The sequence below is a fragment of the Sphingobacterium sp. lm-10 genome (assembly GCF_023554555.1).
GTDB lineage: Bacteria > Bacteroidota > Bacteroidia > Sphingobacteriales > Sphingobacteriaceae > Sphingobacterium.
In genome coordinates, this window is the sequence record NZ_JAMJWC010000001.1 from 2,389,154 (window position 1) to 2,415,449 (window position 26,296).

17 protein-coding genes are annotated in these 26,296 nt (G+C 43.6%); 11 read left to right on the forward strand and 6 right to left on the reverse strand.

From position 1 onward, the window contains the following. The first annotated feature begins 75 nt into the window (after positions 1 to 75). The gene (gene uvrA / locus M8998_RS09695) at positions 76 to 2,937 is read left to right on the forward strand and encodes an excinuclease ABC subunit UvrA (protein WP_249992373.1); all 2,862 of its coding nucleotides are present in this window, start codon (positions 76 to 78) and stop codon (positions 2,935 to 2,937) included. On the opposite strand, the gene M8998_RS09700 is transcribed toward uvrA, so the two are convergent. Both M8998_RS09700 and M8998_RS09705 read right to left on the reverse strand, forming a co-directional pair. Continuing rightward, positions 2,934 to 3,392 carry an energy transducer TonB gene (locus M8998_RS09700; RefSeq protein ID WP_249992375.1) on the reverse strand — a complete coding sequence of 153 codons (459 nt, stop codon included), beginning with the start codon at positions 3,390 to 3,392 and terminating at the stop codon, positions 2,934 to 2,936. The two genes, uvrA and M8998_RS09700, sit on opposite strands and share 4 nt — an antisense overlap. 86 nt (positions 3,393 to 3,478) lie before the next feature. After that, the gene (locus M8998_RS09705) at positions 3,479 to 4,462 is read right to left on the reverse strand and encodes a hypothetical protein (protein ID WP_249992378.1); all 984 of its coding nucleotides are present in this window, start codon (positions 4,460 to 4,462) and stop codon (positions 3,479 to 3,481) included. Positions 4,463 to 4,612: 150 nt separating this feature from the next. Here M8998_RS09705 and M8998_RS09710 point away from each other — a divergent pair, with 150 nt between their 5' ends. Continuing rightward, positions 4,613 to 5,737, forward strand: coding sequence for an acyloxyacyl hydrolase (locus M8998_RS09710; RefSeq protein WP_249992379.1), 1,125 nt, complete (start codon positions 4,613 to 4,615; stop codon positions 5,735 to 5,737). Positions 5,738 to 5,742: 5 nt separating this feature from the next. On the opposite strand, the gene M8998_RS09715 is transcribed toward M8998_RS09710, so the two are convergent. Continuing rightward, positions 5,743 to 7,860 (reverse strand): type IA DNA topoisomerase, encoded by a 2,118-nt coding sequence (locus tag M8998_RS09715; protein WP_249992380.1) that lies wholly within the window; start codon positions 7,858 to 7,860, stop codon positions 5,743 to 5,745. A 31-nt stretch (positions 7,861 to 7,891) separates the two neighbouring features. Next, positions 7,892 to 9,238: a deoxyguanosinetriphosphate triphosphohydrolase gene (locus tag M8998_RS09720; RefSeq protein WP_249992382.1), complete on the reverse strand. Its 1,347-nt coding sequence runs from the start codon at positions 9,236 to 9,238 to the stop codon at positions 7,892 to 7,894. A 146-nt stretch (positions 9,239 to 9,384) separates the two neighbouring features. Here M8998_RS09720 and M8998_RS09725 point away from each other — a divergent pair, with 146 nt between their 5' ends. After that, entirely contained in the window at positions 9,385 to 10,446 is a 1,062-nt protein-coding gene (locus M8998_RS09725) for an aldose epimerase family protein (RefSeq protein WP_249992383.1), read from the forward strand. Between the two features lie 115 nt (positions 10,447 to 10,561). Beyond that, positions 10,562 to 12,076, forward strand: a complete 1,515-nt coding sequence (locus M8998_RS09730) for a redoxin family protein (RefSeq protein ID WP_249992385.1) — start codon at positions 10,562 to 10,564, stop codon at positions 12,074 to 12,076. Between the two features lie 108 nt (positions 12,077 to 12,184). Here M8998_RS09730 and argH read toward each other — a convergent pair whose 3' ends face one another. Then, positions 12,185 to 13,519: an argininosuccinate lyase gene (gene argH, locus M8998_RS09735; RefSeq protein ID WP_249992386.1), complete on the reverse strand. Its 1,335-nt coding sequence runs from the start codon at positions 13,517 to 13,519 to the stop codon at positions 12,185 to 12,187. 216 nt (positions 13,520 to 13,735) lie between these two features. Here argH and M8998_RS09740 point away from each other — a divergent pair, with 216 nt between their 5' ends. The 7 genes from M8998_RS09740 (at position 13,736) to hemB (ending at position 22,871) form a co-directional block, all read left to right on the forward strand. Further along, positions 13,736 to 16,576 (forward strand): alpha/beta hydrolase family protein, encoded by a 2,841-nt coding sequence (locus M8998_RS09740; protein ID WP_249992387.1) that lies wholly within the window; start codon positions 13,736 to 13,738, stop codon positions 16,574 to 16,576. Between the two features lie 454 nt (positions 16,577 to 17,030). After that, complete coding sequence (gene rbfA, locus M8998_RS09745) at positions 17,031 to 17,408, forward strand: 30S ribosome-binding factor RbfA (protein ID WP_249992391.1); 378 nt, start codon at positions 17,031 to 17,033, stop codon at positions 17,406 to 17,408. A gap of 16 nt (positions 17,409 to 17,424) precedes the next feature. Further along, entirely contained in the window at positions 17,425 to 18,117 is a 693-nt protein-coding gene (gene aat / locus M8998_RS09750; protein WP_249992393.1) for a leucyl/phenylalanyl-tRNA--protein transferase, read from the forward strand. A 30-nt stretch (positions 18,118 to 18,147) separates the two neighbouring features. Then, positions 18,148 to 18,768 carry a DUF8465 domain-containing protein gene (locus M8998_RS09755; RefSeq protein WP_249992394.1) on the forward strand — a complete coding sequence of 207 codons (621 nt, stop codon included), beginning with the start codon at positions 18,148 to 18,150 and terminating at the stop codon, positions 18,766 to 18,768. A gap of 194 nt (positions 18,769 to 18,962) precedes the next feature. Next, the gene (gene hemA / locus M8998_RS09760; protein WP_249992395.1) at positions 18,963 to 20,204 is read left to right on the forward strand and encodes a glutamyl-tRNA reductase; all 1,242 of its coding nucleotides are present in this window, start codon (positions 18,963 to 18,965) and stop codon (positions 20,202 to 20,204) included. Positions 20,205 to 20,301: 97 nt separating this feature from the next. After that, complete coding sequence (hemC, locus tag M8998_RS09765) at positions 20,302 to 21,888, forward strand: hydroxymethylbilane synthase (protein WP_249992396.1); 1,587 nt, start codon at positions 20,302 to 20,304, stop codon at positions 21,886 to 21,888. 5 nt (positions 21,889 to 21,893) lie between these two features. Further along, a complete protein-coding gene (gene hemB, locus M8998_RS09770; RefSeq protein WP_249992397.1) occupies positions 21,894 to 22,871 on the forward strand; it encodes a porphobilinogen synthase in 978 nt (325 codons plus the stop codon). Positions 22,872 to 23,444: 573 nt separating this feature from the next. On the opposite strand, the gene carB is transcribed toward hemB, so the two are convergent. After that, positions 23,445 to 26,264, reverse strand: coding sequence for a carbamoyl-phosphate synthase large subunit (gene carB / locus M8998_RS09775; RefSeq protein WP_249992398.1), 2,820 nt, complete (start codon positions 26,262 to 26,264; stop codon positions 23,445 to 23,447). Between the last annotated feature and the right edge of the window lie 32 nt (positions 26,265 to 26,296).

Genomic DNA, 26,296 nt, shown 5'->3' on the forward strand with positions numbered 1-26,296 from the left:
AAGTATGCGTAATGCGAAGCACAAAAGTCGTCGTTAAAATGCGTAACTTTGCCCCCTGCATAATAAAGCATTCAAATGGCAAAAAGCAAGACGATAGATCTGGGTGAACAACGTGAGGTAGAGGTTTTTGGAGCAAGGGTACACAATCTTAAAAACATTGATGTATCCTTTCCGCGTAATGAGCTGGTGGTGATTACTGGCCTTAGCGGTAGCGGAAAGTCTTCGCTTGCTTTCGACACCATTTATGCCGAAGGGCAACGACGCTACATGGAAACTTTTTCGGCATATAGCCGTCAGTTTCTGGGCGGGATGGAACGACCAGATGTAGACAAGATTTCGGGATTGAGTCCAGTTATTTCTATCGAACAAAAAACGACATCGAAAAATCCAAGGTCTACGGTCGGTACCATCACCGAAATCTACGATTTCTTACGTTTGCTTTACGCTCGTGCTGGAGAAGCTTATTCTTATGTCAATGGTCGCAAGATGGAGCGCATGTCTGACGATCAGATCATCGATCGTATTATGCAAGAATACGCAGGTGATCCCATTTATATTCTAGCGCCTGTCATCAAGGGACGAAAAGGCCATTACAGGGAATTATTTGAGCAAATCCGCAAACAGGGTTACACCAAGGTGCGCGTGGATGGAGAAATCCTGGATGTGGTCGCCAAAATGCAGGTAGACCGATACAAGATTCACGATATCGAGATTGTCATCGACCGATTGTATGTCAACGAAGAAGATCGTAAGCGCTTATATACATCAGTATTGCAAGCCCTAAAGACCGCAAAAGGCATCATTAAGATTGTTAATAAAGAAGATAAGGAGAGTTTCTACAGCCGGTACCTCATGGATGCAGAATCCGGCATCTCCTACGACGAACCGCAACCCAACACCTTTTCCTTCAACTCGCCTTATGGCGCTTGTCCAAAATGTGATGGGCTGGGCTATATATTTGAAATTGATAAGCAGATGGTTATCCCCGACCGCTCTATCAGTATTCAGAAAGGTGCGATTGTACCGATCGGGCCCCTGCGCGAATCCTGGACTTCTGCCATCATCAAGGCTATTGCTGAAAAATTTGGCTTTTCATTGACCGCTCCGGTCAGCAAATTGACGGAAGAACAAATTGATATGCTGCTTTATGGCGACGAAGAACCGATTCCGCTTACGATCTCTTATGGTAGCTATGGTGCCAGAGAATATAAAGTGAATTTCCAAGGTATTTTTACCATGCTGGAGGAGCACGCACCAAAGCAACAAGAAGATAGTAGACCGGTAGAAGACTTTCGAACGAAAGTTACTTGTCCTAGCTGCAAAGGCGCTCGCCTGAAGCAGGAATCCCTTCACTTCAAGATGGATGGGAAGAATATTTACGAATTGGCTTCGACCGACATTTCCAATCTTTATGCCTGGTTTGAGGGCTTGGAAGATCGGCTCAATGAACGCCAGCGCACCATTGCAACAGAAATTCTAAAAGAAATTCGTACCCGCTTGGGCTTTCTGCTGGATGTAGGGCTTACCTACCTGACGCTGAATCGTAGTTCAAAAACACTTTCCGGCGGAGAAGCGCAACGTATCCGACTAGCCACACAGATTGGATCACAGTTGGTGAATGTCTTGTATATTCTGGATGAGCCGAGTATTGGTTTACACCAACGTGACAACGAACGCCTCATCCACGCACTGAAAAACCTACGCGACATCGGAAATTCCGTATTGGTCGTAGAGCACGATAAAGACATGATCTTGCATGCCGATTATGTCATCGACATGGGTCCATTCGCTGGCTTGCACGGCGGGAAAGTGGTGGCAGAAGGTACCCCCGAAGATATTCTAAAAGCAGATACGCTGACGGCAGCCTACCTGAATGGTAGAAAAGAAGTGGCAATTCCTGCAACACGTCGTACGGGCAATGGCAAGGAGTTAATCCTTTCTGGTGCAACAGGCCACAACCTAAAGAAAGTAGATGCTGTATTTCCATTAGGAAAATTGATTGCCGTGACGGGGGTATCTGGTTCTGGAAAATCCAGCCTGATTACGGGCACCTTGTACCCGATCCTCAACCATCATTTCTTTCGCGCCAAAGCCACTCCGCTTCCTTACAAATCCATCGAAGGATTAGAACATATTGATAAAGTCATTGAGATCGATCAAAGTCCGATCGGACGAACACCGCGATCGAATCCATCTACGTATACCGGTGTTTTTTCTGATATTCGCACGCTGTTTGTACAGTTGCCAGAAGCTAAAATACGCGGCTACAAACCAGGGCGTTTTTCATTTAACGTAAAAGGCGGGCGTTGCGAAACCTGTCAAGGTGCCGGACTGAAAATCATCGAGATGAACTTCTTGCCCGATGTGCAGGTTCCTTGCGAAACCTGTCACGGCAAACGCTATAACCGAGAAACACTAGAAGTACGCTACCGCGGAAAGTCTATTTCCGATGTATTGAACATGAGTATTGATGAGGCGGTGGAGTTTTTTGAAAATATTCCTTCGATCTTTCGCAAGATCAAAACCTTGCAAGATGTAGGCTTAGGCTATATCACTTTAGGACAATCGTCTACCACGCTATCTGGAGGTGAAGCACAGCGCGTAAAACTAGCGACTGAGCTTTCGAAGAAAGACACAGGAAGTACATTCTACATTTTGGATGAACCGACTACGGGCTTGCATTTCGAGGATGTGAATGTGTTGATGGGCGTGATCAATCGTCTGGTAGATCGTGGAAACAGCGTGCTCATCATCGAGCATAATCTAGATGTAATTAAAACGGCAGATTGGGTCATTGACATGGGGCCTGAAGGGGGTGCCGCAGGCGGAAAAATGATGTTTGCCGGCGTACCTGAAGATCTGATCAAGGTAAAGAAAAGCGAAACAGGTAGATTCCTAAAAGAAGAAATGAAGCCGCTGGCAGCAGCAAAGACTTAACGATCTTTCAGGTTCACGACAACCGGTTGCCGGAAACGGGTTTTCACCGGCTGTCCATCGCGTAAAGCGGGCTTCCAGCGTGGTGAGCGTTTCATCACACGCATCACCTCGTCTTTGAATTCCGGGCTGATTTTATCTCCATTCAGCACTTCAATATCGCAAACCTTACCGTCTTCACAAACGGTAAACTCGAGATTGGCTTGTTGCACGAGACCGAAGCTGATATAGCTATCCTCATCGATACTTTCTTGTATACTGCGTACATTCAGGTTTTTGTTCAGGAAATTGCTCCATCCTCTTGCTCCACCAGAAAACCGAGGAATCACATCTACCTCTGTGTAAATCGTATCCAAAGCTGCTGAATGCACTGACTTTGCTTTAGTCGAGTTCGCCGCTGCACAAAATGCCATCGACAGCAACATCGCCAAAGAGAAAATGTGTTTTATTGTTTTCATACCTTAAATCTCACCCTTCTCTAAATAAAGAACAAAAATCACTCCACGAAACAGTTAGCGCAGTGTAGCTTAGTTAATGCCCCTTTTTAGGAAAGCGGCAAATCTACCTGTTCTTGAAAGTTGCCCGCATCATCGCAGATAAAACTCATGGGTTGTTCTGGATTTTTGATAATCTCAAAAAGCGTATACCCCCAGGGTTTCCAAAAGTTCTCCAGCACCTGACCATATGTTTTTACTTGCCAATGGTCGAAGATAGGCTTCATAGTCCAATCCTGCATGGGCATCGGTTCTACATAGATCATTTTTGGGGTATCCATGTAGGTATAATCTGGCAACTTATTGAACAGGTATGCAGAATAAAAGAAGCGTGCGCAGATTTCTTCGAATTGAATGGGATGTAATACCTTGTTTTGTACCAATGCGAGCACATCCTCATGGTAGATCGCATGTGTCCCATTATCCTGCAGCGTGGCAATGATAGCAAAGTCATTCATCCGCAACGAGAATATTAACGTATTGATCTCATCCCGGTAGATGAACGTCTCTGGAGCATTTTCTACGGGAAGTACCAACACCGAGAAGGGATTTCTGTTTTCGAATTCCATCGGATGGATAGCCGATTGGAGCATCGTATGCAAATTGCGAAACTTATGAACTAAAGCCTGTGAGAAATTCATCTCTTCGCCAGTCATGGTAGCCTGTCGTATGCCGGCCTGTATTTCATTGAACACCACACCATACAATATCTTAGCCACCCATTGAAATAGGACGGTTGATGGCAACTCTTTCACCGCAGCATAGCCGGCATCCATCGCACGCTCTACGGCAGATTCTATAGATTCCAATGGCAATGCAGCATCTGCAGAGCAAGGCAATTGCAACTTCTTGTACGTAGAAAAGCTTTCATCCAACATCTTAAATGGTTGCTCTTCCAAGTTGAAAGCGCGCATCATCCAGACGGGGAACACCTGAATCTGCTCATCTGCGGAATGCAGTGTCTTGCCGGTGAGAAAGCAAGTCTGGTTATCAAACGTAAAGTCTTGAAAAGGGTTATAGAGTCTTGTTGCCATATCTCGGACAAAGGTAGGGCTTTGGGGAAATTATTCGATATGCTGTGATGCTAATGACGAAAAAATGGCGGTTCGACAAAAATGACTATAACGAAATACGAAGTTGTAAAAATGTATGTATTTTTGCGCCTCATTCAATAAAATTTATTTGTGCTACGTTTATATACGCTATTTTTTTTCTTAACGATTACTACCATAAACTGTCTTTTTGGACAGGTCGATTCTACCCTAAGGCGAAAATCTCCTATCATCTTTGAGGTGGAAGTGGAGAATGGAGGGATTTTACAGCAGAAGAATGCAAGAGTAGCGTATCAAGATGCTTATTATGAAGGCATCAACTTTAAGGTTGGCTGGCAGCAAAGGAATAAAAAAGATCCTTATTTTGATTTGTACAACAATCCAATCTATGGAATTGGATTTTATTCCAGCACATTCAACAATGACATTATCGGTAATCCGTATGCCTTGTATGGATTTGTACAAACGCCTATTGCACCACGAGAGCACAGCCGCTGGTCCTATGATTATCGGATTGGCCTTGGCTTATCGGGTAATTTCTACCCCTTTGATGAAGAAGAAAATCCACTCAACTTGGTGATCGGCTCTAAAAATAATGTATTTATCGATTTTGGTATCCGTGCGCAATATGCTTTTCATCCAAAATGGCGCGCTGGTGTGGGCTTAGCTTTTCATCACTTTTCCAATGGAGCATTGGTATTGCCCAACTCTGGGGTGAATCTCGTACCATTGACGATCTCGGTAAACTATCAACCTAACCCTATGCCTGTCACTTCGCGCAAGGCAGATATTCCGCCCTATAGCAGACGAACACTTTTTCATATTAACTATGGTGTGGGTGCAAAACAACTAAGTCAGGATAATGACCATCGTTATTTCAAGTCCACTTTAAGTGCCTACGCCAGCCGGCATGTAAGCCACAAATGGCGCATTGGCGGCGGCTTAGATCTTTTCTATTCTTCCTCCGGAAATCATAATGAGATTGCGGGTGATAAATCGGGAGATTTGGGATCCAAACTTTCTGGAGGTCCATCCTTTTATCTGGCACATGTACTCAACCAGCGCTTGGTACTAAATGGGAATGTGGGATATTACATACATAACCAGGTATTCAATGGCGAGATCAACAAATTCTTTCTCCGCGCGGGCGCCCGATATTATGTATATCAAAATATCAATGTCGGCGCTTCTATCAAAGCACATATGGGCAAGGCAGATTTCATAGAATGGACGGTTGGTTATACTTTTAACCGTTAAGGCGGTTATTCTATGGGGCTAACACGGAGGTTTTCGAAAGTCAAGGCAGCCTCCACCAACTGGCCTTGCTTATTCTTCACGCCCTTTAGCACCGAGGTTTTTCCGTTTTCCAGCAGGTTTTTCATTTCTTTTTCTTCCAGAAATACACCATTTAGCGTACGCCAGATCTTAAAATCGCAGCCTTGTGCGTAGCGATCACACTGCGCAACCTTCTCATACAGTTGTATGCTTCCTGGCTGGCATTTCGGGCATTTGATCTTGCCTTTTTGCTGTGGCTTGGCTTCTTCTTGCGCGATGGCAATTTTCAGCTGTAAGAGCTCCCCGGTAATCTTTGCCGTGTAATCCTTAATATGTTTCATAAAGACATCGTAAGATACCTTGTTGGCACGCATCTCTTCTAGCTTTTGCTCCCACTTACCCGTCAATGTTACTTTAGCAATGGAACGATCTTTCACCAAATGATAGATCGTTAAACCTTTGTCTGTAGGTACCAACTTTTTCTTTTCACGACGGATATAATCTCGCTGAAACAGGGTTTCTATGGTAGCCGCACGCGTGGCAGGGGTTCCCAACCCACAATCTTTCATGGCTTGGCGCATCTCCTCATCCTCGATTTCCTTGCCAGAAGTTTCCATAGCCTTTAATAAGGACGCTTCCGTATGCACCGGCTTCGCTTTGGTAAAGCGCTCGGATAAAGCAAGAGAACGCATCACATGCCACTCCCCAGAAGTTAACTTAGGTAGTTGTGCATTCTCATTATCCTGATCGTCATTGCCTTTTTCCTCCTCTGCTGGCGGCTCCACTTGCTCCGCCGAAAGGCGCCACCCGTATTGGCGAATTACCGTTCCTTTCGCAATAAGCTCCGTATCTGCAGCTTTCAGCACGACGGTAGTAATGTCTTTAATACAAATTTCAGAGAAACTTTCGACCATTCGCTTCGCGATCATCTCATAAACATGCTGCTGATCTTTCGGCATTGGCCCTGGCTTTTCGTCGGTCACGAGCAGCGCATGGTGATCAGTCACTTTCTTATCGTCTACCGAGCGCTTATTGAGCTTTGCTCCGACCAGATTACGACTAATGGCAGCGATACTTTCTGGCGCGTTTGCTGCTAGGTGTTGGAATAAGCTATCGATGGTTTCAAAAACATCTTCCCCTATGTAGCGAGATCCGGTACGGGGATAGGTAATCACTTTTTTCTCATAGAGCGTTTGCGCAATGCTCAGCGTTTGATCGGCAGAGTAGCCATATTTCTTATTAGCATCCTGCTGTAGTGTGGTCAAATCGTACAGCAAGGGCGGCTGTTCCTTCGTTTCTTTAGCCTCGACCTGAATTACCTCTGCACTATCTCCCACTTTTATTTGTGTGAATTGAGCATCAGCATCTTTTTTTTTGTCGAATTTGTTGGATGTTGCGGTAAATGAGATACCATCTTTTTCAAAGCCCGCCTGAATTTTAAAAAATGCCTGAGGCTTAAAGTCGAGATTTTCGAGATAGCGTCCGCAGATCATGGCCAAGGTTGGCGTCTGCACACGACCTAATGATAATAAACCTTTGTTTCCAGCAGCTAAGGTAATTGCCTGCGTGGCATTGATACCGATTAGCCAGTCCGATTCCGAACGGGATCTCGCCGACATGTACAAGCTGTCGTATTCCGTACCGGCTTTCAAAGCGGCAAATCCCGCTTTAATGGCTTTATCCGTTTGAGAAGAAATCCATAAACGCCGGAATGGCACTTCAGACTTTAGGTAATAATAAATGTTTCGAAAAATCAGCTCGCCTTCACGCCCAGCATCCGTTGCCACAATGATTTCCTCGGCTTGATCTAGTAACGATTTGATGGTGTTCAGCTGTTTGGCAGCGCCACCATCATCCACCTGACGGCCATCTTTACGTACTTTCTTCACTTCTAGTGCAAATGAGGCTGGAATGATCGGAAGATTAGTGGCCGACCAACTATGATATCCATACGCCTGCGGTGTACACAGTTGCACCAAATGCCCAAAGGCATACGTAAAGGCATAACCATTGCCTTCAATATAGCCATCTCTGATATTTTTAGCCCCCATCACCCGTGCCAAATCTCGAGCGACAGATGGCTTCTCCGCAATTACTACTTTCATGCTTTATTTTATCGAAACGTTAGGATCGTGTTTAGTCCAGTGAAGGAATAGTTATTCCCTGTATCTTGCGGTACAAATCTACCGCGTATACATCGGTCATTCCAGACACAAAGTCTAGTACCGAACGAATTTTACTATACACATCGTCAGACGAGGTATGAAACTGTTCAGGAATCATCGCCACTATCTTTTTGTCAAAAATGGTCTTGTTTGTTTTGAGGTAGGCAGGAAGAAATTCACTTAACAGTGCATTGAGCACCTTGAAACCTGCGATCTCGATCTGCACCACATTGGGCGCATTATAAATCCTTTCAATCGATAACTTTTCAATACGTTTCATATGATCCACCAAAGCCGGATCCAACGCATCAATCAGGGAAGATTGGAAAGTACCTGCCAATAATTCATCCTGCTTGCCCGTAAATACTGTTGCACAACCATGAATAAGGGTATTGATGGCTTTCGCACGTAACAAAGAGACCTTACTTCCGGTATCTTTCAAGCCATCCAGACGGTCGCGCAAATTATCATCCATACACAATGGCATCAGCAAATCTTCTACTTCCTGATAGGACAGAATACGTAGGTGATGTGCATCTTCTAAATCAATGATGTTATAACAAATATCATCCGCTGCTTCCACCAGGTAAACCAATGGGTGCCTGAGGTATCCTTCCGGATTTGCCGGATCCACCTGCAAGCCGAGTTCTATCGCGATCTTATCAAACACCGGTTTTTCCCCTTCAAAAAAACCATATTTTTTTCTGTGATGATTCCCTTTTACATGTCCGTCGATAGCTCGGCAAGGATATTTTACAATAGCCGCCAAACTAGTATATGTTAATGCAAAACCTTTATCATCTTTCCCATTAAAAGGATGTGTTAAGATGCGCAGTGCGTTAGCATTTCCTTCGAAATGAATCAAATCTTGCCATTGTTCTTTCGTCACCAAACTTTCATATCGATTGCCATCTCCATGTATAAAGTAAGATGAAATGGCAGCCTCTCCAGAATGTCCGAACGCAGGATTACCCAAGTCATGCGACAGGCATGCCGCAGAAACAATGTTGCCAACCTCCTGCAGAAAAGGGATATCTATATCGACGTTTGGATTCTTCTTTTTGGTCATCATATAAAACAATCGGCCAAGCGACCTTCCGACGCTGGCCACCTCTAAGCTGTGGGTAAGCCGATTGTGTACAAACACGGATCCGGGCAATGGAAACACCTGTGTTTTATTCTGCAATCTGCGAAATGGCGAGGAAAAAATCAAGCGGTCATAATCGCGCTGAAACTCAGAGCGCGCGTCGATCTGATCATTCAGTTCCCGGGCTTCGTATCCCCATCGCTTTGCCGATAATAGTTGTTTCCACTGCATGTAATATGGTGTTTTGAAGGCCAAATATACGGTTTAATCGGGAGAAGGGGAACGCTCAACTCCTCACTTTTGAGGCCTTATTCGCCATTTGTCGGGATTGAAAATATTCGTTATCTTTAGTCACCGAATAAACAGAACTAACTTACATGACCACATACCGACTTCCTGATCCTGCACAGTTCAAGGCTAAATACCGCAACAAGAATACGCATCTTATTGTATTGCAAAATCAGGCTGGCATGCAGGTGGCTTTGACCGATTATGGCGCGCGCATCGTGAGCATTATCGTACCCAATCAACAAGGCGAACCTACCGATGTCGCGTTGGGCTTTGATAATATAGCGGATTATCTGAACGCCGAAGCCAAATTTTTAGGAACCACAGTTGGTCGATATGCCAACCGTATCGCCAATGCGCGCTTTGAGTTGGACGGACAGGAGTATCAGCTGGAGAAAAACAACGGCAACAACTGCCTGCATGGAGGCAGCGATGGTTTCCACGATCAAGTGTGGGATAGGCAAACCAGTTTGGAGCATAAGGTGGACTTCTATTATACGGCAAATGACGGCGAAGGCGGCTTTCCAGGCAACTTAAATGTACATGTGTCGTACGAGTTAACGGATGATAATGAATTGAAAATTGCGTATCGGGCGGTTACCGACCAGAAAACGGTTCTTAATTTGACAAATCATGCTTATTTCAATCTGCACGGCGAAGGCCAGGGAGAGATCCTAGACCATTATGTGCACATTCCATCCAGCCAGTTTATTCCGACTAATGAAGATCAAATTCCGCTAAACACGGGTGAATCGGTAGCCAATACTCCTTTTGATTTTCGAGTAGAAACACAGATTTCCGAAAACTTAGATTTGAATCATCCACAGCTCGCAGTGGCGAAGGGCTTTGACCATAGTTATGTGGTTTCGCCAAGCGATTCGCAACATGTTGCTACTGCTCGCTCGGCTTCCTCCGGTATTCAGCTCGACGTATTTAGCAGCGAGCCATCTGTTCATTTTTACACCGGAAATCATTTGCTTGGCAATGATAAAGGAAAAGCGGGCCGTACATATAATCCGTATACAGGCCTCTGTTTTGAAACACAGCATTTTCCAAATTCACCGAACCTACCAGATTTTCCATCCGTAGTACTTGACAAAGGGCAGGAGTATAAGTCTAAGACAATATATAAATTTTCTTTGCATAAATAAAAACACTAAATTTAACACTCATATCATTCACTAAAAAACAGATTAAATGCTCCTTTTCGAAGGATACGAATGTTCTGGAGTATTTACAAGGCGTTAAAAAGTAAGTTATAACAATATGAAAAATATAAAATGGATCGCGCTAGCCTGCAGCGCTGTATTATACTTCCAACAGGCCAATGCGCAGGAGGTTGTTTCCGCTAAAGACAGCGCGAGCTACGAAGAAATTGTAGCGCAGATCAATAAATTAGCGTCAAGTGGCACAGAGGAAGACAAAGCCCTTTTGAAGCAAGAGGCAGAGGCACTCGCTCTAAAAAAAGATGAAGACCAGTTGACTTTAGCGGCCTCTATATATGAGCGAGCGTTGGATGATACCGAGAAAGCGACGGCAATTCGTGCAGCTATTGAATCACAATATCCTCAAGGTAAAACCGTACGCAACAAATCGTATTCTGAAATGCTAAAAGAAGCTGGAGAAGATATCTCTGCAGCAGATTTCGAGCAGCGATATGTTGCTTGGACAAAGCAATATCCTGCCGCTAATTACGCTGAAAAAGACCATAGCATTTATCATTCCGCACTTTTTAACTTAGTAAATCGCTATGTGAAAGAGTCGAATATGCCCAAAACCAGAGAAATATTAAGCCAACTAAAAGGTACTGATTTTTATGTTCCTGCGGTAGCTACTACTTTCGATAAGCTGACTGACGCAGACAAGGATTATGCTGCATTTGCTCCCCTTTTGAAGGATGCTTACACGGTGGGAAAGGCTGCTTCCGAGTCTGAAGACCCAAAACAAAAGCAGAGCAACAATGCTAATTATTATGCTGCGGTAGCTCCGATATATGCAGCGGCGCTAACGGAAGAAAAAAACTATGATGAAGCCATCGAGATCACACAGTCTTCGTTGGAAGAATCACACTTTGGTGGTTATTACGCCTTGAAGAATGCAAAAGTATTAGGCAATGCGTATGCTCAAAAAGGTGAGAAAGAAAAAGCATTGGAAACCTACGAAAAGTTTATCGCAGCTAATGGTAAAGATTCTACTATCGTGGCGCAGGCTCAGGTATTGTACAAAGATGTACATGGTGACAAGGCTGACTTTCAAGCACACCTAGCGGACTTAGATAAGCAAATGACAGAGGCATACTTTGCGAAATATGAAAAGGAAATGAAGAAAGAGGAAGCGCCTGCATTTACACTAGTGAATCGTGACGGTAAGGAAGTTTCTCTATCTGATTTCAAAGGTAAAGTCGTGGTATTAGACTTCTGGGCAACCTGGTGTGGCCCGTGTATCGTTTCGTTTCCAGGGATGCAAGCTGCAGTGACCAAATATGCTAACGACGACGAAGTGGAATTTTTATTTATCGACACGTGGCAACGGGAAGAAAACTACAAAGAGCTAGTAGATGAATTTATCGCTAAAAACAACTACAGCTTCCACGTATTATTCGACGAAATGAAAGATCGTTCGAAAGCGACCGTAACCGCTTATGGCATTCAAGGTATTCCAGCCAAAGTCATTATCGACAAAGAAGGCTTTATTCGTTTCCAAAACTCTGGATCGGAAAGCAATGTGGATAAGTTGGTCAAAGAATTAGACACCAAGATTACTTTGGCTAAACGCGGATAGTTTAGTTTGCTCAACTAGATTCTTATAATCTGCAAACTAGGTTTTCATAAAAAAACAGGTCTGGAATAGCTATTCCAGACCTGTTTTTTTACGGATTGATAGATTTGTTTAATCTGCCAGAAGCGCTGCCAAGGATTTTTCTACTTGCTCAAAGCCAAAAGAAGATTTCGCTTCTTCGAACAAGCGAACGACCTGATCATTACATAAGTTACCAATACTGCCTTCGTGCGTATGATTCACTGATTTTTCCGGACTAAAAGTTCCCTCTTCAATAGACAGGCCAATATTCTTATACGCCTCGCGGAATGGGATTCCTTGCAAGACCTCGTTATTGACTACCTCCACACTAAACAGGTAATCGTATTTTGGGTCTTCCAAAATATCATTCTTGATATCGATATGCTGCAGCATGAAGGTGGCAATTTCCAAGCAATCTTTTAACGACTGAAACGCAGGAAACAAATTTTCCTTCAACAGCTGCAAATCGCGGTGGTACCCTACAGGCAGATTGGTAGTCATCAAGGCAATTTCATTCGGCAGCGCCTGTATCTTATTACAGCGCGAGCGAATCAACTCAAATACATCCGGATTTTTCTTATGAGGCATAATGCTGGAACCGGTTGTCAGATGCGCTGGAAAGGAGATAAATCCAAAATTTTGATTGATAAATAAACAAACATCCATCGCAAATTTGGCCAATGTAGCCGCAATCGAACTCATGGCTTGTGCTAAAATACGTTCTGTTTTACCACGGCCCATTTGAGCATATACCACATTATAGTTTAGATCTTCAAAACCCAACAATCGGGTGGTCATCGTGCGATCTAACGGAAATGAGGAACCGTAACCGGCAGCCGAGCCCAATGGGTTTTTGTTACACACCTGCCAAGCTGCTTTCATCAAGTGCAGGTCATCCACCAAGCTTTCCGCATAAGCACCGAACCATAACCCGAAAGAGGAAGGCATAGCAATTTGCAAATGGGTATAACCTGGCATCAGCACATCGCGGTGCGTATTGCTTAGCTCAATCAATTGGCTAAATAAACCTTCGGTGTGTTTTACCATACTTTCGATCTCTGTACGGAAATACAACTTTAGATCTACCAACACCTGATCGTTGCGCGAACGGCCGGAGTGTATTTTCTTCCCGGCTTCGCCGACACGTTGTGTCAGCAACATTTCGATCTGCGAATGCACGTCTTCTACCACGTCTTCGATTTCGAAATTTCCGGCAAGTATATCCTGATAAATTTGCTTAAGCTCGGCTTGTACTGCAGCGAGATCATCTGCCGTCATCAGTCCGATGCTATGCAACATCCTCGTATGTGCCAGCGATCCCAATACATCTGCTCCGGCTAGCTGGAGGTCCATTGCTCGGTCATTACCAACCGTAAAGTTTTCTACGAAAGTATCAACGTCTATATTTTTTTGCCAAATCTTCATATCCTATAAAATCATGCTTTCGCCCTCGGGTGAGGAGAATTTGTGGCCATCGCCTACTTCCATTCCGAAGGATCGAATTTAAATCCTCCAAAAGTACCAATTGCATACCGTTAAATCAATTGTTTCGAGACGGTAACCTTGCTGATACCTACCGAAAAAAGAATTAAAATTCAATATATTCGAAAATCCAAATTAACGAGCAACGAATAACTTACTATGAATTTGAAACACCTTATACTAATCAGTACACTTTTATCGGCCGCTTTATTGGGACAAGCGCAGGAAAGTAAACCACCCATCACATGGAAAGACATTCCGAAATGGCAATATGTACGCATGAACGTTCTGGCGATCTCCAACAATGCAAAATGGTATGCTTACGCAGAAGGCCCCACACAAGGGGATCTTAACCTACTATTAAAAAGTGCTTTCGACACGACAAACTATACGTACAAAATTGGCGGAGAAGCGGGAGCCATACGCTTCAATGAGTCGGCTAGCCATGTTGCGTTCTTTGAAGCTGCTCCATACAAAACCATCAAGGCAAACGAAAAAGCGAAGAAGCCCAATTTTAAGAGCTTGCGTTTGGTGACTGTGAAGGACACTAGCAGCGTCCTATTTGAGCGAGCAAAATCATTTGAATTTTCAAACGAAGGCGGAAACTGGCTGGCAGTACGTTTTGAATCACCGGGCGAAGGCCCTAAAGGTGCCGACGCTCCCAAAGGAAGCGACCTGTTGCTATACAACTTACAAAACAAACACAGCTTCAACATCGGTAATGTCAACGAATTTCAGTTTAACAAATCGGGGCAATACTTGGCTTACACGATTGATGCGAATGGCAAAAATGGAAATGGCGTATTTCTACGCGACATGCAGACAGGCACTACATACGCGCTCGACAATGAAAAAGCAGCGTATAGCAAAATCACTTGGAACAAAGAAGGTAACGCGCTGGCGCTGTTAAAAGCTAAGACGGACAAGAAGTACAAAACGCCAGTATATACGATGATCGGCGTAAAAGATATCCGTGGCGATGCTTCCAACATCATCAGCTATACGGGGTTGGATGAGCAAGAAATTAGCGCCGGATTCGGCATCAGTGAAAATAGTAGTCCTTTTTGGTCTAAGGATCTTAACACGTTATTCTTTGGCATCGCCAAACTGGAAAAAACAGAAAAGGCCGTAGCAGACAGCACGGTTCAGGATTCTACAAAAATTGCCGAGAAAAAACCTACCGTTAAAGCCGATAAAGATGCGGAGAAACCAGATATGATTATCTGGAACTGGCAAGATAAACGCTTACAGTCCGCCCAGCGCACGCAATCTAACCGAGATAAAAACTACACGGTGCAATCTGCTTACCATATAAAAACCAAACAATTCGTATCGCTGGCTGATAGCACGCGCAAAAGCATTTTACTAGCCTCCAATCAGGATTTGGGTTACGCGCTCGATTACACACCGTATGAGATGGCTTCCAGCCTGGATGGGCAGCAGTTTGCCGACCTGTATCTTGTGAATATCGCGACCGGACACAGTCGTAAAGCGATTGAAAAACTATACCTCAACGCATTGAGAAATATATCTTTCTCTCCAGATGGGAAATACCTTTTGTACTACCAAGATGGCCATTACCACAACTTGAATACGAGTAGCTTGGCCTCTACCAATCTGACGGAGAAGATCTCTGCAAGCTTTATAGCAGAAAAAGTAGATAACAACGTAGAAAAGCCCGGCACGCCAAACTTTGGCTGGACTGCTGATAGCAAGCATGTGCTTTTAAGAGATAACTTTGACCTGTGGAAAGTTTCTGTGGATGGCAAGTCGGCAATCGCAATAACAGACCGTTGGAAAGATCAACAATGGGCAGTATCTCGTCTTTTATCTAACCTATACCCAGACGATGATTTTACGGATTTAAAGAAGGACCAATACTTTACCGTATTTAATGATGGCGACAAGCAGTCAGGAATTGCCGTATGGAAGGCCGGAAGCAACAAGCTCGAAATACGCCAGCATTCTGACGATCTGTATTCGTATATCAGCAAACCAAAACAGGCGAATGAGCTGTTTTTTGTAAAAGAGAACAATACTACATCGCCCGAATTGTATGTCACCGAGAACGCAACATTTAAAAATACAAGAAAGCTAACGGAGAATACGCCGAATAAAAATGATTACGCATTATCCAGCGGGTCAAAATTAATCAGCTATGTAAACGACTTTGGCGACACCTTGCAAGCCACCCTTTTCCTACCTGCAGATTATGTAGAAGGAAAATCGTACCCAACGATTACGTACATCTACGAACGATTGACGGATGGCACGAATAGTTATTCAAATCCTGCGTTTCCGGGCGGAGGATTTAATCGGGCAGTGTACACGAGCAACGGATATGCCGTGTTGATGCCGGATATCGCGTATAAACTAAATGATCCAGGAATGTCTGCTGTTGCATGTGTGGTACCCGCTGTGAAAGCAGCTGTAGCGACAGGCATCGTAGATGCAGAGCGCGTTGGCATTCACGGACACTCCTGGGGAGGATACCAGACTTCATTTCTCATCACGCAGACCGATATCTTCAAAGCCGCTGTGGCAGGAGCACCACTGACCAATATGATTAGTATGTATAGCTTGATTTATTGGAACTCAGGAACGACCAACCAAAGTATCTTTGAATCTTCTCAAGGAAGATTAACAACTGGTTATTGGGACAATTGGGATGCCTACACGCGCAATTCTCCGATATACCATATCAAGAATGTAAATACGCCGCTGGTCATTCTTCATAATGACAAAGATGGTGCAGTCGACTACACGCAGGGGATTGAGTATTTCAATGGGTTACGTCGATTACAGAAGCCGGTAGCGATGCTGACATACAATGGGGAAAACCACGGCTTAGTAAAAGAGGTTAACAGAAAAGACTATGCGGTACGCATGATGGAATTTTTTGACTACTATCTTAAAGGGGCGACTTCTCCCGACTGGTGGGAAAAAGGTATTGACTATTTAGACATGGATAAGCACTTGGAAGAACGTAGCTTTAATTAAATAGGAAAGTAAGCGGTTTAAGGCGCTTTATTCGATTTAGCTAAGATTTAGTATAAAGCATAGATATAAGCAAAAGTAACCACTTACTTTTTTTTGAGTTTTAGTTTGTGAGGTCTAATTCAAAACCCTATGTTTGTGATGTAAAGGGAGATGAAAAAAAAATCTGAGTAAGCTTACCCTTACTCATTCCACTACCAGAGTAAACTTTAAACTTGATAGACCTAAAAAGTCTTAAAACTTACACGAAATTCATGCTATCCAATTATAAACTAGTTTTTGATGAAAAGCTTGTCTAATCCTAAGACAAGCTTTTTCCTTTTATCAGTATTTTATTCGCGTCCTTTCCTTCTTCCTTCTGACTTCTGACTTCTGACTTCTGACTTCAAAATCCATATGATCTATTTTGTTTATATTTGTAGCTTAATATAGCGTTAACTTATAACCTCATATTATCATGGCAACTGAGAGCAAAAGACAACAAAGATTTGCTGGAGTAATCCAGCAAGATTTAGCAGAGATATTTCAACGGGAAGCACATCAGTGGGCGCCGAATGCATTTATAACCGTTACTAGAGTGCGGGTCACACCCGATCTAGCAATAGCACGGGTTTACCTTAGCTTCATCAATACGAATACCGCTAAAAAGGATTTGGAGAAGATCAAATCGAAATCCAGTGAAATCCGGTACAAATTGGGTACACGCATTAAGAATAATGCACGTATTGTACCACATCTAGAATTTTTCTTAGACGACACGAACGAGTACGTGGAACACATGGACAAAATATTTGACCAGATCAGCAAAGAGCCTCGTCAACCAGACGAAGATTGATCTGCTAATCTAGCTCATGATCTTTCAACTAAACGCAGATCCGGCTCAAATCCCTGATCCGGCTTTGGCCGAGGCTGATGGTTTGCTAGCTGTAGGTGGCGACCTATCTCCTTCCCGACTGTTGCACGCCTACCAAAACGGAATTTTTCCTTGGTATGGTGATGATACACCCATATTGTGGTATGCGCCACATGAGCGTTTCGTGTTAGATCCAAAAAATATCCGCATTAGCAAAAGCATGCGCCAGACACTTCGATCCGATCGCTTCCGATGGACGTACAATCAGGCATTTTCTGCTGTGATTGATTGCTGTGCAAAGGCAACTCGTAAAGATCAGGATGGTACGTGGATCGGGACAGATATGCGAAATGCTTATATTCAATTGCATGAATTGGGCTTCGCACACTCTATCGAAGTATGGAATACGGAAAATGAATTGGTCGGTGGGCTTTACGGGGTGCTTATTGGCCAGGTCTTTAGTGGTGAAAGCATGTTTTCTTTGGTGAGTAACAGCTCTAAGTATGCGTTAATTCAATTGGCAAAGCACGCTAACTTGAAGCTAATTGACTGCCAAGTACATTCAGAACACTTGGAAAGCCTTGGTGCCAATATGATTTCTCAGGACAGCTACATGCAGCTTCTGGATCAGCAAGAATATACTAAAAACGGATTGGATCTATTGATCCCCGGTCCTCAGAACAATAAATAGATTTAGACAATAATAATTAGGTGATATATTATGAACTTCAAAATAGGTGACTTTGTACGATTTGTGGATGAGGCTATTGAAGGCCATATCACTTCTTTTCTAAACGACGACATTATCGGCGTCACGGACGAATCTGGATTTGAGATCCCAGTATCGGTTAACAAAATAACAGCTGTACATGGGGATATGAAGCGTCAAGACGATGAAGACTCTCCAGCACCGGTGGTGGGCGAATTTGTTGAAAAAGGAATTTATCTGGCTGTCACCGGAGAACCGAAAGATGGGTTAGCGAAATTCTGGTTGGTAAACGAAACTTCCTTTCAATTATTGATATCCATTGGAGAAACGCAGAGCGGCAAGCAAAAGGGGCATTTTGCGGCTCTCCTTAGTCCAAGTAAAACAGTAGAATTCCACAAGGCTAATTTTTCTGCTGTAGGTAAATGGCCGACCTTTTCTATTCGTATTATCAGACATGCTAACACCCTGCATACCAGCCAACCCATACTGGAAGAAGAGGTACGCATAAAGCCAATTTCCTTGAGCGACCCGAAAACAAGACTCGATCTGTTGGCGGAAAAAGCATGGGTAATTCAATTGGATATAGAGAAAAAAGACATTGGAATTCAGCGTTTAAAAGATTTTGGCAAATAGGCCTATCTAAAATTACGAACAGCTGTCGTCAAGATGAATAAAGATAATTATTAATTATCTGAAAAACAGACGATTAAATAAAAAGAAGCACTATTTAAAATCGTTCTAAATTTGTTGCTTTGACAGATTCTTGACATAAACAAATCGCTTTTGGTCTACATTTGCAGGACGAATCATAGCGCGAGCAGCAGACTTTGGAAAATTTAAAAGTAATAGCGTTTACACACAAACATGTCGAGTTGAAAGACTTGGGAAATTTGGTAATCTGCAACGAAGAGTTGAACCACAGATTGATCAATCTCAAGAACAGCTTGGATATCCCTGAAATCTTTTACATTGGCACTTGTAATCGCGTAGAGTTTGTATTTTATGGTGCGCATGAGCTTACTGATGAGTTTATCGCGAAGTTCATGCACAGCATGAATTTTTGTGTTCCTTCTGAGCGCCTGCAATGCTATCTAGGCCAAGTGAACAAATACTCAGGCATGGAAGCCCTTAATCATTTGCTTCGTATGTCTTGCTCTATTGAGAGCTTGGTTGTTGGCGAGAAAGAAATTCTAGCGCAGGTTCGCCGCGCTTATGAGCGTTGTCGCGATGCCGGATTCACCGGTGATTTCATGCGCATGATGATGGATCGTCTGGTAAAAACAGCTAAAGAAGTTTACACACATACTAATATCTCTCGCAATCCGATTTCGGTTGTTTCTTTAGCCTATCGTAAGCTGAGAGAAGTAAAATTGGTCGAAAACCCACGCATCCTGATTATTGGAGCTGGTGAAACGAACCAAAACTTAGCGAAGTACCTTAAAAAGCATAAATACAAAAACTTTGTCATCTTCAATAGAACGGTAGAAAAGGCATACGCTTTAGCAGCAGAGCTTCATGCTGCCGCATTCCCTTTGACTGAATTGGCGAACTACAAACACGGTTTTGATGTGATGATTACCTGTACAGGCTCATCCGAACCGATCGTGGATCAAGCGTTGTACACCTCACTATGTAATGGTGAAGTAGACAAAAAAGTAGTCGTGGATTTGGCGATCCCGAATGATATTGACGCTGCTGTAATTGCGCAAAACCCAATCCATTACATTGAGGTGAGCAGCTTACAGGCCATCGCACAGAAAAATATTAAAGAACGCTATGATGAGCTACATCATGCGGAGAAAATCATACATCAAAACATCGAAGAATTTCTTCCGATGATCAAACAAAGACGTGTGGAGGTTGCTATGCGTCAGGTTCCGGATAAGATTAAGGAAATACGCGCTACCGCTATGAATGAGGTATTTGCACGTGAGCTTAATGGGCTGGATCCACAAGCATTGGAGGTCCTCGAGAAAGTCATCAATTATATGGAAAAGAAATACATCAAAGTTCCTATGGTGATGGCCAAAGAGATTTTAGTACAGTCTTCCGACGCCGCTCAAAATTAATTGAACTCTTTCACTCCTTTTCTCGTTTTTTTCTCCTGCATATTAGCATCATTTCGGGTAATTATAGCCCCACATCTTTAACCATTATTATTTCGCTGTGAATAGAAAACTTACAATCGGCACGAGAGGAAGTGCTTTGGCATTATGGCAGGCTAACTATATCAAAGACAGATTACAGGCTATTGGTGTAGCATCTGAGCTAAAGATCATTAAAACTCAGGGAGACATCGTGCAGCATCTCCGGCTGGATAAGTTAGAAGGAAAAGGATTTTTTACAAAAGAATTAGAGGAAGAATTACTTTCCGGACAAATTGATTTGGCCGTACATTCTCACAAAGATTTACCGACTGTTAATCCTCCAGGATTAACTATAGCAGCAGTTTCAGAACGAGAAGATCCTGCTGAGCTATTAATCATCCGCAAGGAAGCAGTCGACATTTCCCAACGGATATCCCTAAAAAGTAAAGCAAAAGTAGGCACCTCCTCCAACCGGAGAAAAGCGCAATTACTTTCTTTCCGAGCAGATCTGAATTTTGACGACCTGCGCGGAAATATACAGACGCGGGTGCAGAAGCTTCGTGACGAAAAATATGACGCCATCATGCTAGCCAAGGCGGGTATTGAGCGCGTAGAGATGGATCTATCTGAATTTCATGTAGAAGCTATTCCGCCAATAAAAATTATTCCTGCCCCAGCGCAAGGCGTATTGGCTATTCAGATTCGCGATAGCGACCAGGAGCTGTTTCAAATTTTGCAGCCAATCAATGATACAGCCGTTCAGGAGACTATCGCTGTAGAACGCAAAGTGCTCAATCTATTTGATGCTGGCTGTCATGCACCCTTAGGCTGCTATTGTCGCAAGCATGCCGGACAATATGAGGTATGGACTTCTGTTGCAGAGGATAATGAAGAATTTCCAGACCGCCTGTTTGTACGTGCGGAAAGCACCGAAGGATTAGCACAAAGCATATTTGATAAATTCAAGAAGGAACGTGAGCTAACGAAATCTGTTTTTATTACTCGTGACCTAGATAATGACGCTTACCTCTCTCGTTTTCTGAAGAAACATGAGATCGAGGTGGAAGGCAGATCGTTGATCAAAATATTCCCGATCATAAAACACTTGGATTCTTTTATCCTGAAACATGTGGATTGGCTGTTTTTCGGCAGTAAAAACGCCATAGACCATTTCTTCAGATTGGAGCCTTTCCTCATGAAAAAGACAAAGATCGCTGTATTGGGTCAAGGATCAGAACAAGCTTTACGTAAATACGATCGTGTGGCCGACTTTTCGGGCGACCAGATTGGGGTGACCGTAGAGGAATTTGCAGTAGAATTTGCGAAGATAGCGAATGGCACGAAAGTCGTCATTCCATGTGCTAAAGAAAGTATGAATACGGTACGCAACGCGTTGAGCGCCGATACCGAAGTAATTAGTATTCCGATCTATGAGACGGTACAGCTGGAAGACGTAGACAAAAGCAATGCAGAGGTATTGATCTTTACCTCTCCGAGCAATGTAGAGGCTTACTTCCGAGAGCACTTATTGGATCCAGGACAAAAAGTAATCTCTATTGGTACGTCGACCGGCAAGAAGTTTGACGAAATGGGTATTCCGTACGTGATACCATTTTCGGCAGATGAGGTAGGATTGGCAGAAGCAGTATTTGGACTAGAACTATAAATAAGATGATGATTCGACCACGTAGAAATAGAAAATCGGCCGTAATTCGTGATATGGTTCAGGAGACGCAATTGCAGGCGAGCAACTTGATTTTCCCCTTATTTATTGTCGACGGAGAAAATCAAAAGACTGAAGTAAAGTCGATGCCGGGCATCTTCCGGTACAGTATAGATAATCTACTTCGTGAAGTAGAAAGCTGTATGAATCTTGGACTAAAATCCTTTGATTTATTTCCAAATATTGAGGATTCACTCAAAGACAAACACGCAACAGTTAGCTATCGGAAGGGCAGCTTGTATCTTCGCGCTATCGAAGCCGTCAAAAAGAACTTCCCAGAAGCCTGTGTGGTGACGGATGTCGCGATGGATCCCTACAGCTCAGACGGGCATGATGGTATTGTGGAAAATGGCGAAATTCTGAACGACGAAACTTTGGAGGTTTTGGGTAAGATGGCTTTGGCACACGCAGAATCTGGTGCCGACATAATTGCGCCTTCCGACATGATGGATGGCCGCATTGGCTACATTCGACAAATATTGGATAAGAACGGATTTACAAACGTATCGTTGATGTCGTACACGGCGAAGTATGCATCTGCATTCTACGGCCCTTTCCGTGATGCCTTAAACTCTGCACCGAAGTTAGGTGATAAAAAGACATATCAAATGAATCCTGCTAATGTGCGCGAAGCGCTCATAGAAGCACAATTAGATACCGAGGAAGGAGCAGATTTTCTAATGGTGAAGCCAGGGCTTCCCTACCTCGATGTGGTGAAGCTATTGCACGATAATTTTGACTTACCGATCGCGGTGTATAATGTAAGCGGTGAGTATGCAATGTTGAAAGCGGCTGCACAAAACGGCTGGCTAGATGCAGAGCGTGCTACCATGGAAACTTTATTAAGTTTCCGCCGCGCAGGCGCCTCCGCTATCCTAACTTATCATGCCAAAGAAGTGTTGGCCAATGGCTGGTTGACGAGATAAGTTAAAAGGGTTAATAGAAGAGTTGATAAAGTTAATAGGGTTCAGAAGGTTAATAGACTGATATAAACTATCTTCAGATTGATTTCCTACGGCGATCCTCTTCTTGATAAGTCACCAAAAGCAGCGTCATCGCGAGGGCACGAAGCGATCTCAACAACAAAAACATTTGTAATTCAAAGATTGCCACAGCGTCATACTTCGGCTTCGCAAGGACGTGATTTAAAGAATCCCATTCGGTTGACCGAATGGGATTCTTTCCGTTTTAGATTAGTTTCCTTCGGAGCTGCCTTGGCGGTCACCCGCGTACCTTGACTTCGTAATGACGAATTTTTTTAAACACTCAACCTCATCTGTTCTGTCGTCATCGCGAGGGCACGAAGCGATCTAAAAACAAATATCTATAGTTAGAAGGTTGCCACAGCGTCATACTTCGGCTTCGCAAGGACGATACACCTGCTAGCAAAAAAAAACGGTGGCTACCCTTTTGGATAACCACCGTTCTCTTATCGCAATACTCAGATCTCAATACTCAAATTTAAGTACTCACATCTAAATACCCACATCTAAAAAAACCTACTGTGCATTCAGGAACATCGATTTTTGGCTGTATAACTCACGGAAGTGAGGGTCATTCAAGTCTTTGATAAAGCGAATGGCTTCACCTGTAGACTTCATCTCAGGCCCCAACTGCTTATCTACCTCCGGGAATTTAGAGAAAGAGAACACAGGCTCTTTAATGGCGTATCCTTTCAGCTTACGTACGATCGTGAAATCACTTAACTTCTTCTCTCCCAACATTACTTTAGTGGCTATATTAATATAGGGTACATCGTATGCTTTAGCAATGAATGGTACGGTACGGGATGCGCGTGGGTTGGCTTCGATCACATATACTTGCTCATCTTTGATGGCGAATTGTATGTTCAGCAATCCACGGACATTTAATGCTTTGGCCAATTTACGGGAATACTCTTCCATCTTACCCTGCACTGCTTCAGACAAGCTAAACGGTGGCAACACGGCCGACGAATCGCCCGAGTGAATACCAGCAGGCTCAATGTGCTCCATCATACCAATGATGTGTACATCTTCGCCGTCGCAGATCGAGTCTGACTCCGCTTCTTCCGCACGATCTAGGAAATGGTCGATCAAGATCTGGTTTCCTGGAAGTGTGCGTAGTAATTTCACTACTGCTTTTTCCAGGTCTTCGTCGTTGATCACGATGCTCATACCTTGTCCACCCAACACGTAGGAAGGTCTTACCAACACGGGATAACCGACTTGATTCGCTACCACAATAGCTTCTTCTGCAGAAGTGGCTACGCCGTATTTTGGATAAGGAATCTCCAATTCTTTTAGTAAATCAGAGAAACTACCGCGATCTTCGGCTAAATCCATATTGGCGAAAGATGTTCCGATGATCTTCACCCCTAAATCTTCTAATTGCTTCGCCATCTTCAGCGCGGTCTGACCACCTAACTGTACAATCACACCTTCTGGTTTTTCCAGCTCAATGATCTCACGTACATGCTCCCAGAATACGGGCTCGAAATAAAGCTTATCGGCCATGTTGAAGTCGGTGGATACCGTCTCTGGATTACAATTGATCATGATCGCTTCGTAGCCACATTCCTTAGCCGCTAATAAGCCATGTACACAGGAGTAATCAAACTCGATACCTTGACCGATACGGTTAGGCCCAGAGCCCAATACCACGATTTTCTTACGGTCAGATGCTTTTGATTCGTTTTCCTCCTCAAATGTGGAGTAATAGTAGGGCGTTTGTGCCGGAAATTCAGCCGCACAGGTATCTACCATTTTGTACACGCGGCGGATGCCTAGTTCTGTACGACGGTCGTAGACTTGGTCTTCTGTTACATTACCCAACAACCAAGAAATTTGTACGTCAGAATATCCTTTTTGTTTCAAGGTAAGGAAGAAATCACGCGGTATATTGTTGAGTTGATAACGACGTAATTCTGTTTCTAACTGTACCAATTCTTGGATTTGTACCAAAAACCATTTGTCGATATGCGTAACCTTACGGATAGACTCTAAAGGAACTCCCATTTCAAAGGCATCTTTCACATGGAAAAGACGATCTGCACTTGGGTGCTCCAGAGAGTACATGATCTCTTCCAGATCGCGCGACTGGCGTCCGTCGGCCCCTAAGCCGGCGCGACCTGTCTCCAGCGATTGCGCCGCTTTCTGCAACGCTTCTATGAAGGTACGTCCGATAGCCATCACTTCCCCTACGGCTTTCATCTGCAATCCTAATTCTTTATTAGCACCTTTAAATTTATCAAAGTTAAAGCGAGGTACTTTTACGATCACATAATCCAACGTTGGCTCAAAGTAAGCGGAAGTAGTTTTAGTGATCTGATTTTGCAACTCATCTAGATTGTAACCGATTGCTAGTTTCGCAGCAATCTTCGCAATTGGATATCCTGTTGCTTTAGAAGCTAAAGCGGATGAACGAGATACCCGTGGGTTGATCTCGATCGCGATGATCTCTTCATTCTCTGGATTTACAGAGAATTGTACGTTACAACCTCCTGCGAAGGTACCGATAGAGCGCATCATTAGGATCGCTTGGTTACGCATGTCTTGATAACATTTATCAGACAGCGTCATACCTGGTGCTACCGTAATGGAATCTCCGGTGTGAATACCCATTGGATCGAAATTCTCGATGGTACAGATAATGATGACATTATCATTTGTATCGCGAAGCAGTTCCAACTCAAATTCTTTCCACCCCAACACTGCCTGCTCTACCAACACCTCGTGAGTAGGAGAAGCATGCAAACCGCGATTCAGTGCGGCATCAAAATCTTCTTTCTTATGCACAAAGCCACCGCCGGTTCCAGCAAGCGTATACGACGGGCGAATAACCAGCGGAAAGCCGATCAATTGCGCTGCTTCTTTACCTTCCAAAAACGAATTAGCGATTTTAGAGTTTGCAATGCCGATACCGATATCAATCATCAGTTGACGGAACTCTTCCCGGTTTTCTGTTTTTTCGATTGCGGCGACATCAACTCCAATTACTTTGACGTTGTATTTATCCCATATGCCTCTGTTGGATGCTTCGATACATAAGTTTAATGCGGTCTGCCCGCCCATGGTAGGCAATACGGCATCAATTTGCTGTTCTTCCAATATTTGCTCAATACTCTCGCAAGTAAGTGGCAATAGATACACATGATCCGCAACAATATTATCTGTCATAATAGTTGCTGGATTAGAATTGATAATCGAAACTCGGATACCTTCTTCTTTAAGAGATAAGGCGGCTTGTGAGCCCGAATAATCAAATTCGCAGGCCTGTCCGATGACAATAGGCCCCGATCCGATAATTAAAACCGAGTTGATGGAAGTGTTTCTAGGCATTTCTTTTTGTTCAAAATGTTAAAATACAAATT

Bases quoted from the DNA above. Each gene is read 5' to 3' on its own strand.
- M8998_RS09725 (WP_249992383.1), top strand. From the start codon at position 9,385: ATGACCACATACCGACTTCCTGATCCTGCACAGTTCAAGGCTAAATAC.
- uvrA (WP_249992373.1), top strand. From the start codon at position 76: ATGGCAAAAAGCAAGACGATAGATCTGGGTGAACAACGTGAGGTAGAG.
- M8998_RS09740 (WP_249992387.1), top strand. From the start codon at position 13,736: ATGAATTTGAAACACCTTATACTAATCAGTACACTTTTATCGGCCGCT.
- rbfA (WP_249992391.1), top strand. From the start codon at position 17,031: ATGGCAACTGAGAGCAAAAGACAACAAAGATTTGCTGGAGTAATCCAG.
- M8998_RS09755 (WP_249992394.1), top strand. From the start codon at position 18,148: ATGAACTTCAAAATAGGTGACTTTGTACGATTTGTGGATGAGGCTATT.
- M8998_RS09720 (WP_249992382.1), bottom strand. From the start codon at position 9,238: ATGCAGTGGAAACAACTATTATCGGCAAAGCGATGGGGATACGAAGCC.
- M8998_RS09705 (WP_249992378.1), bottom strand. From the start codon at position 4,462: ATGGCAACAAGACTCTATAACCCTTTTCAAGACTTTACGTTTGATAAC.
- carB (WP_249992398.1), bottom strand. From the start codon at position 26,264: ATGCCTAGAAACACTTCCATCAACTCGGTTTTAATTATCGGATCGGGG.
- M8998_RS09730 (WP_249992385.1), top strand. From the start codon at position 10,562: ATGAAAAATATAAAATGGATCGCGCTAGCCTGCAGCGCTGTATTATAC.
- M8998_RS09700 (WP_249992375.1), bottom strand. From the start codon at position 3,392: ATGAAAACAATAAAACACATTTTCTCTTTGGCGATGTTGCTGTCGATG.
- M8998_RS09715 (WP_249992380.1), bottom strand. From the start codon at position 7,860: ATGAAAGTAGTAATTGCGGAGAAGCCATCTGTCGCTCGAGATTTGGCA.
- aat (WP_249992393.1), top strand. From the start codon at position 17,425: ATGATCTTTCAACTAAACGCAGATCCGGCTCAAATCCCTGATCCGGCT.
- argH (WP_249992386.1), bottom strand. From the start codon at position 13,519: ATGAAGATTTGGCAAAAAAATATAGACGTTGATACTTTCGTAGAAAAC.
- hemB (WP_249992397.1), top strand. From the start codon at position 21,894: ATGATGATTCGACCACGTAGAAATAGAAAATCGGCCGTAATTCGTGAT.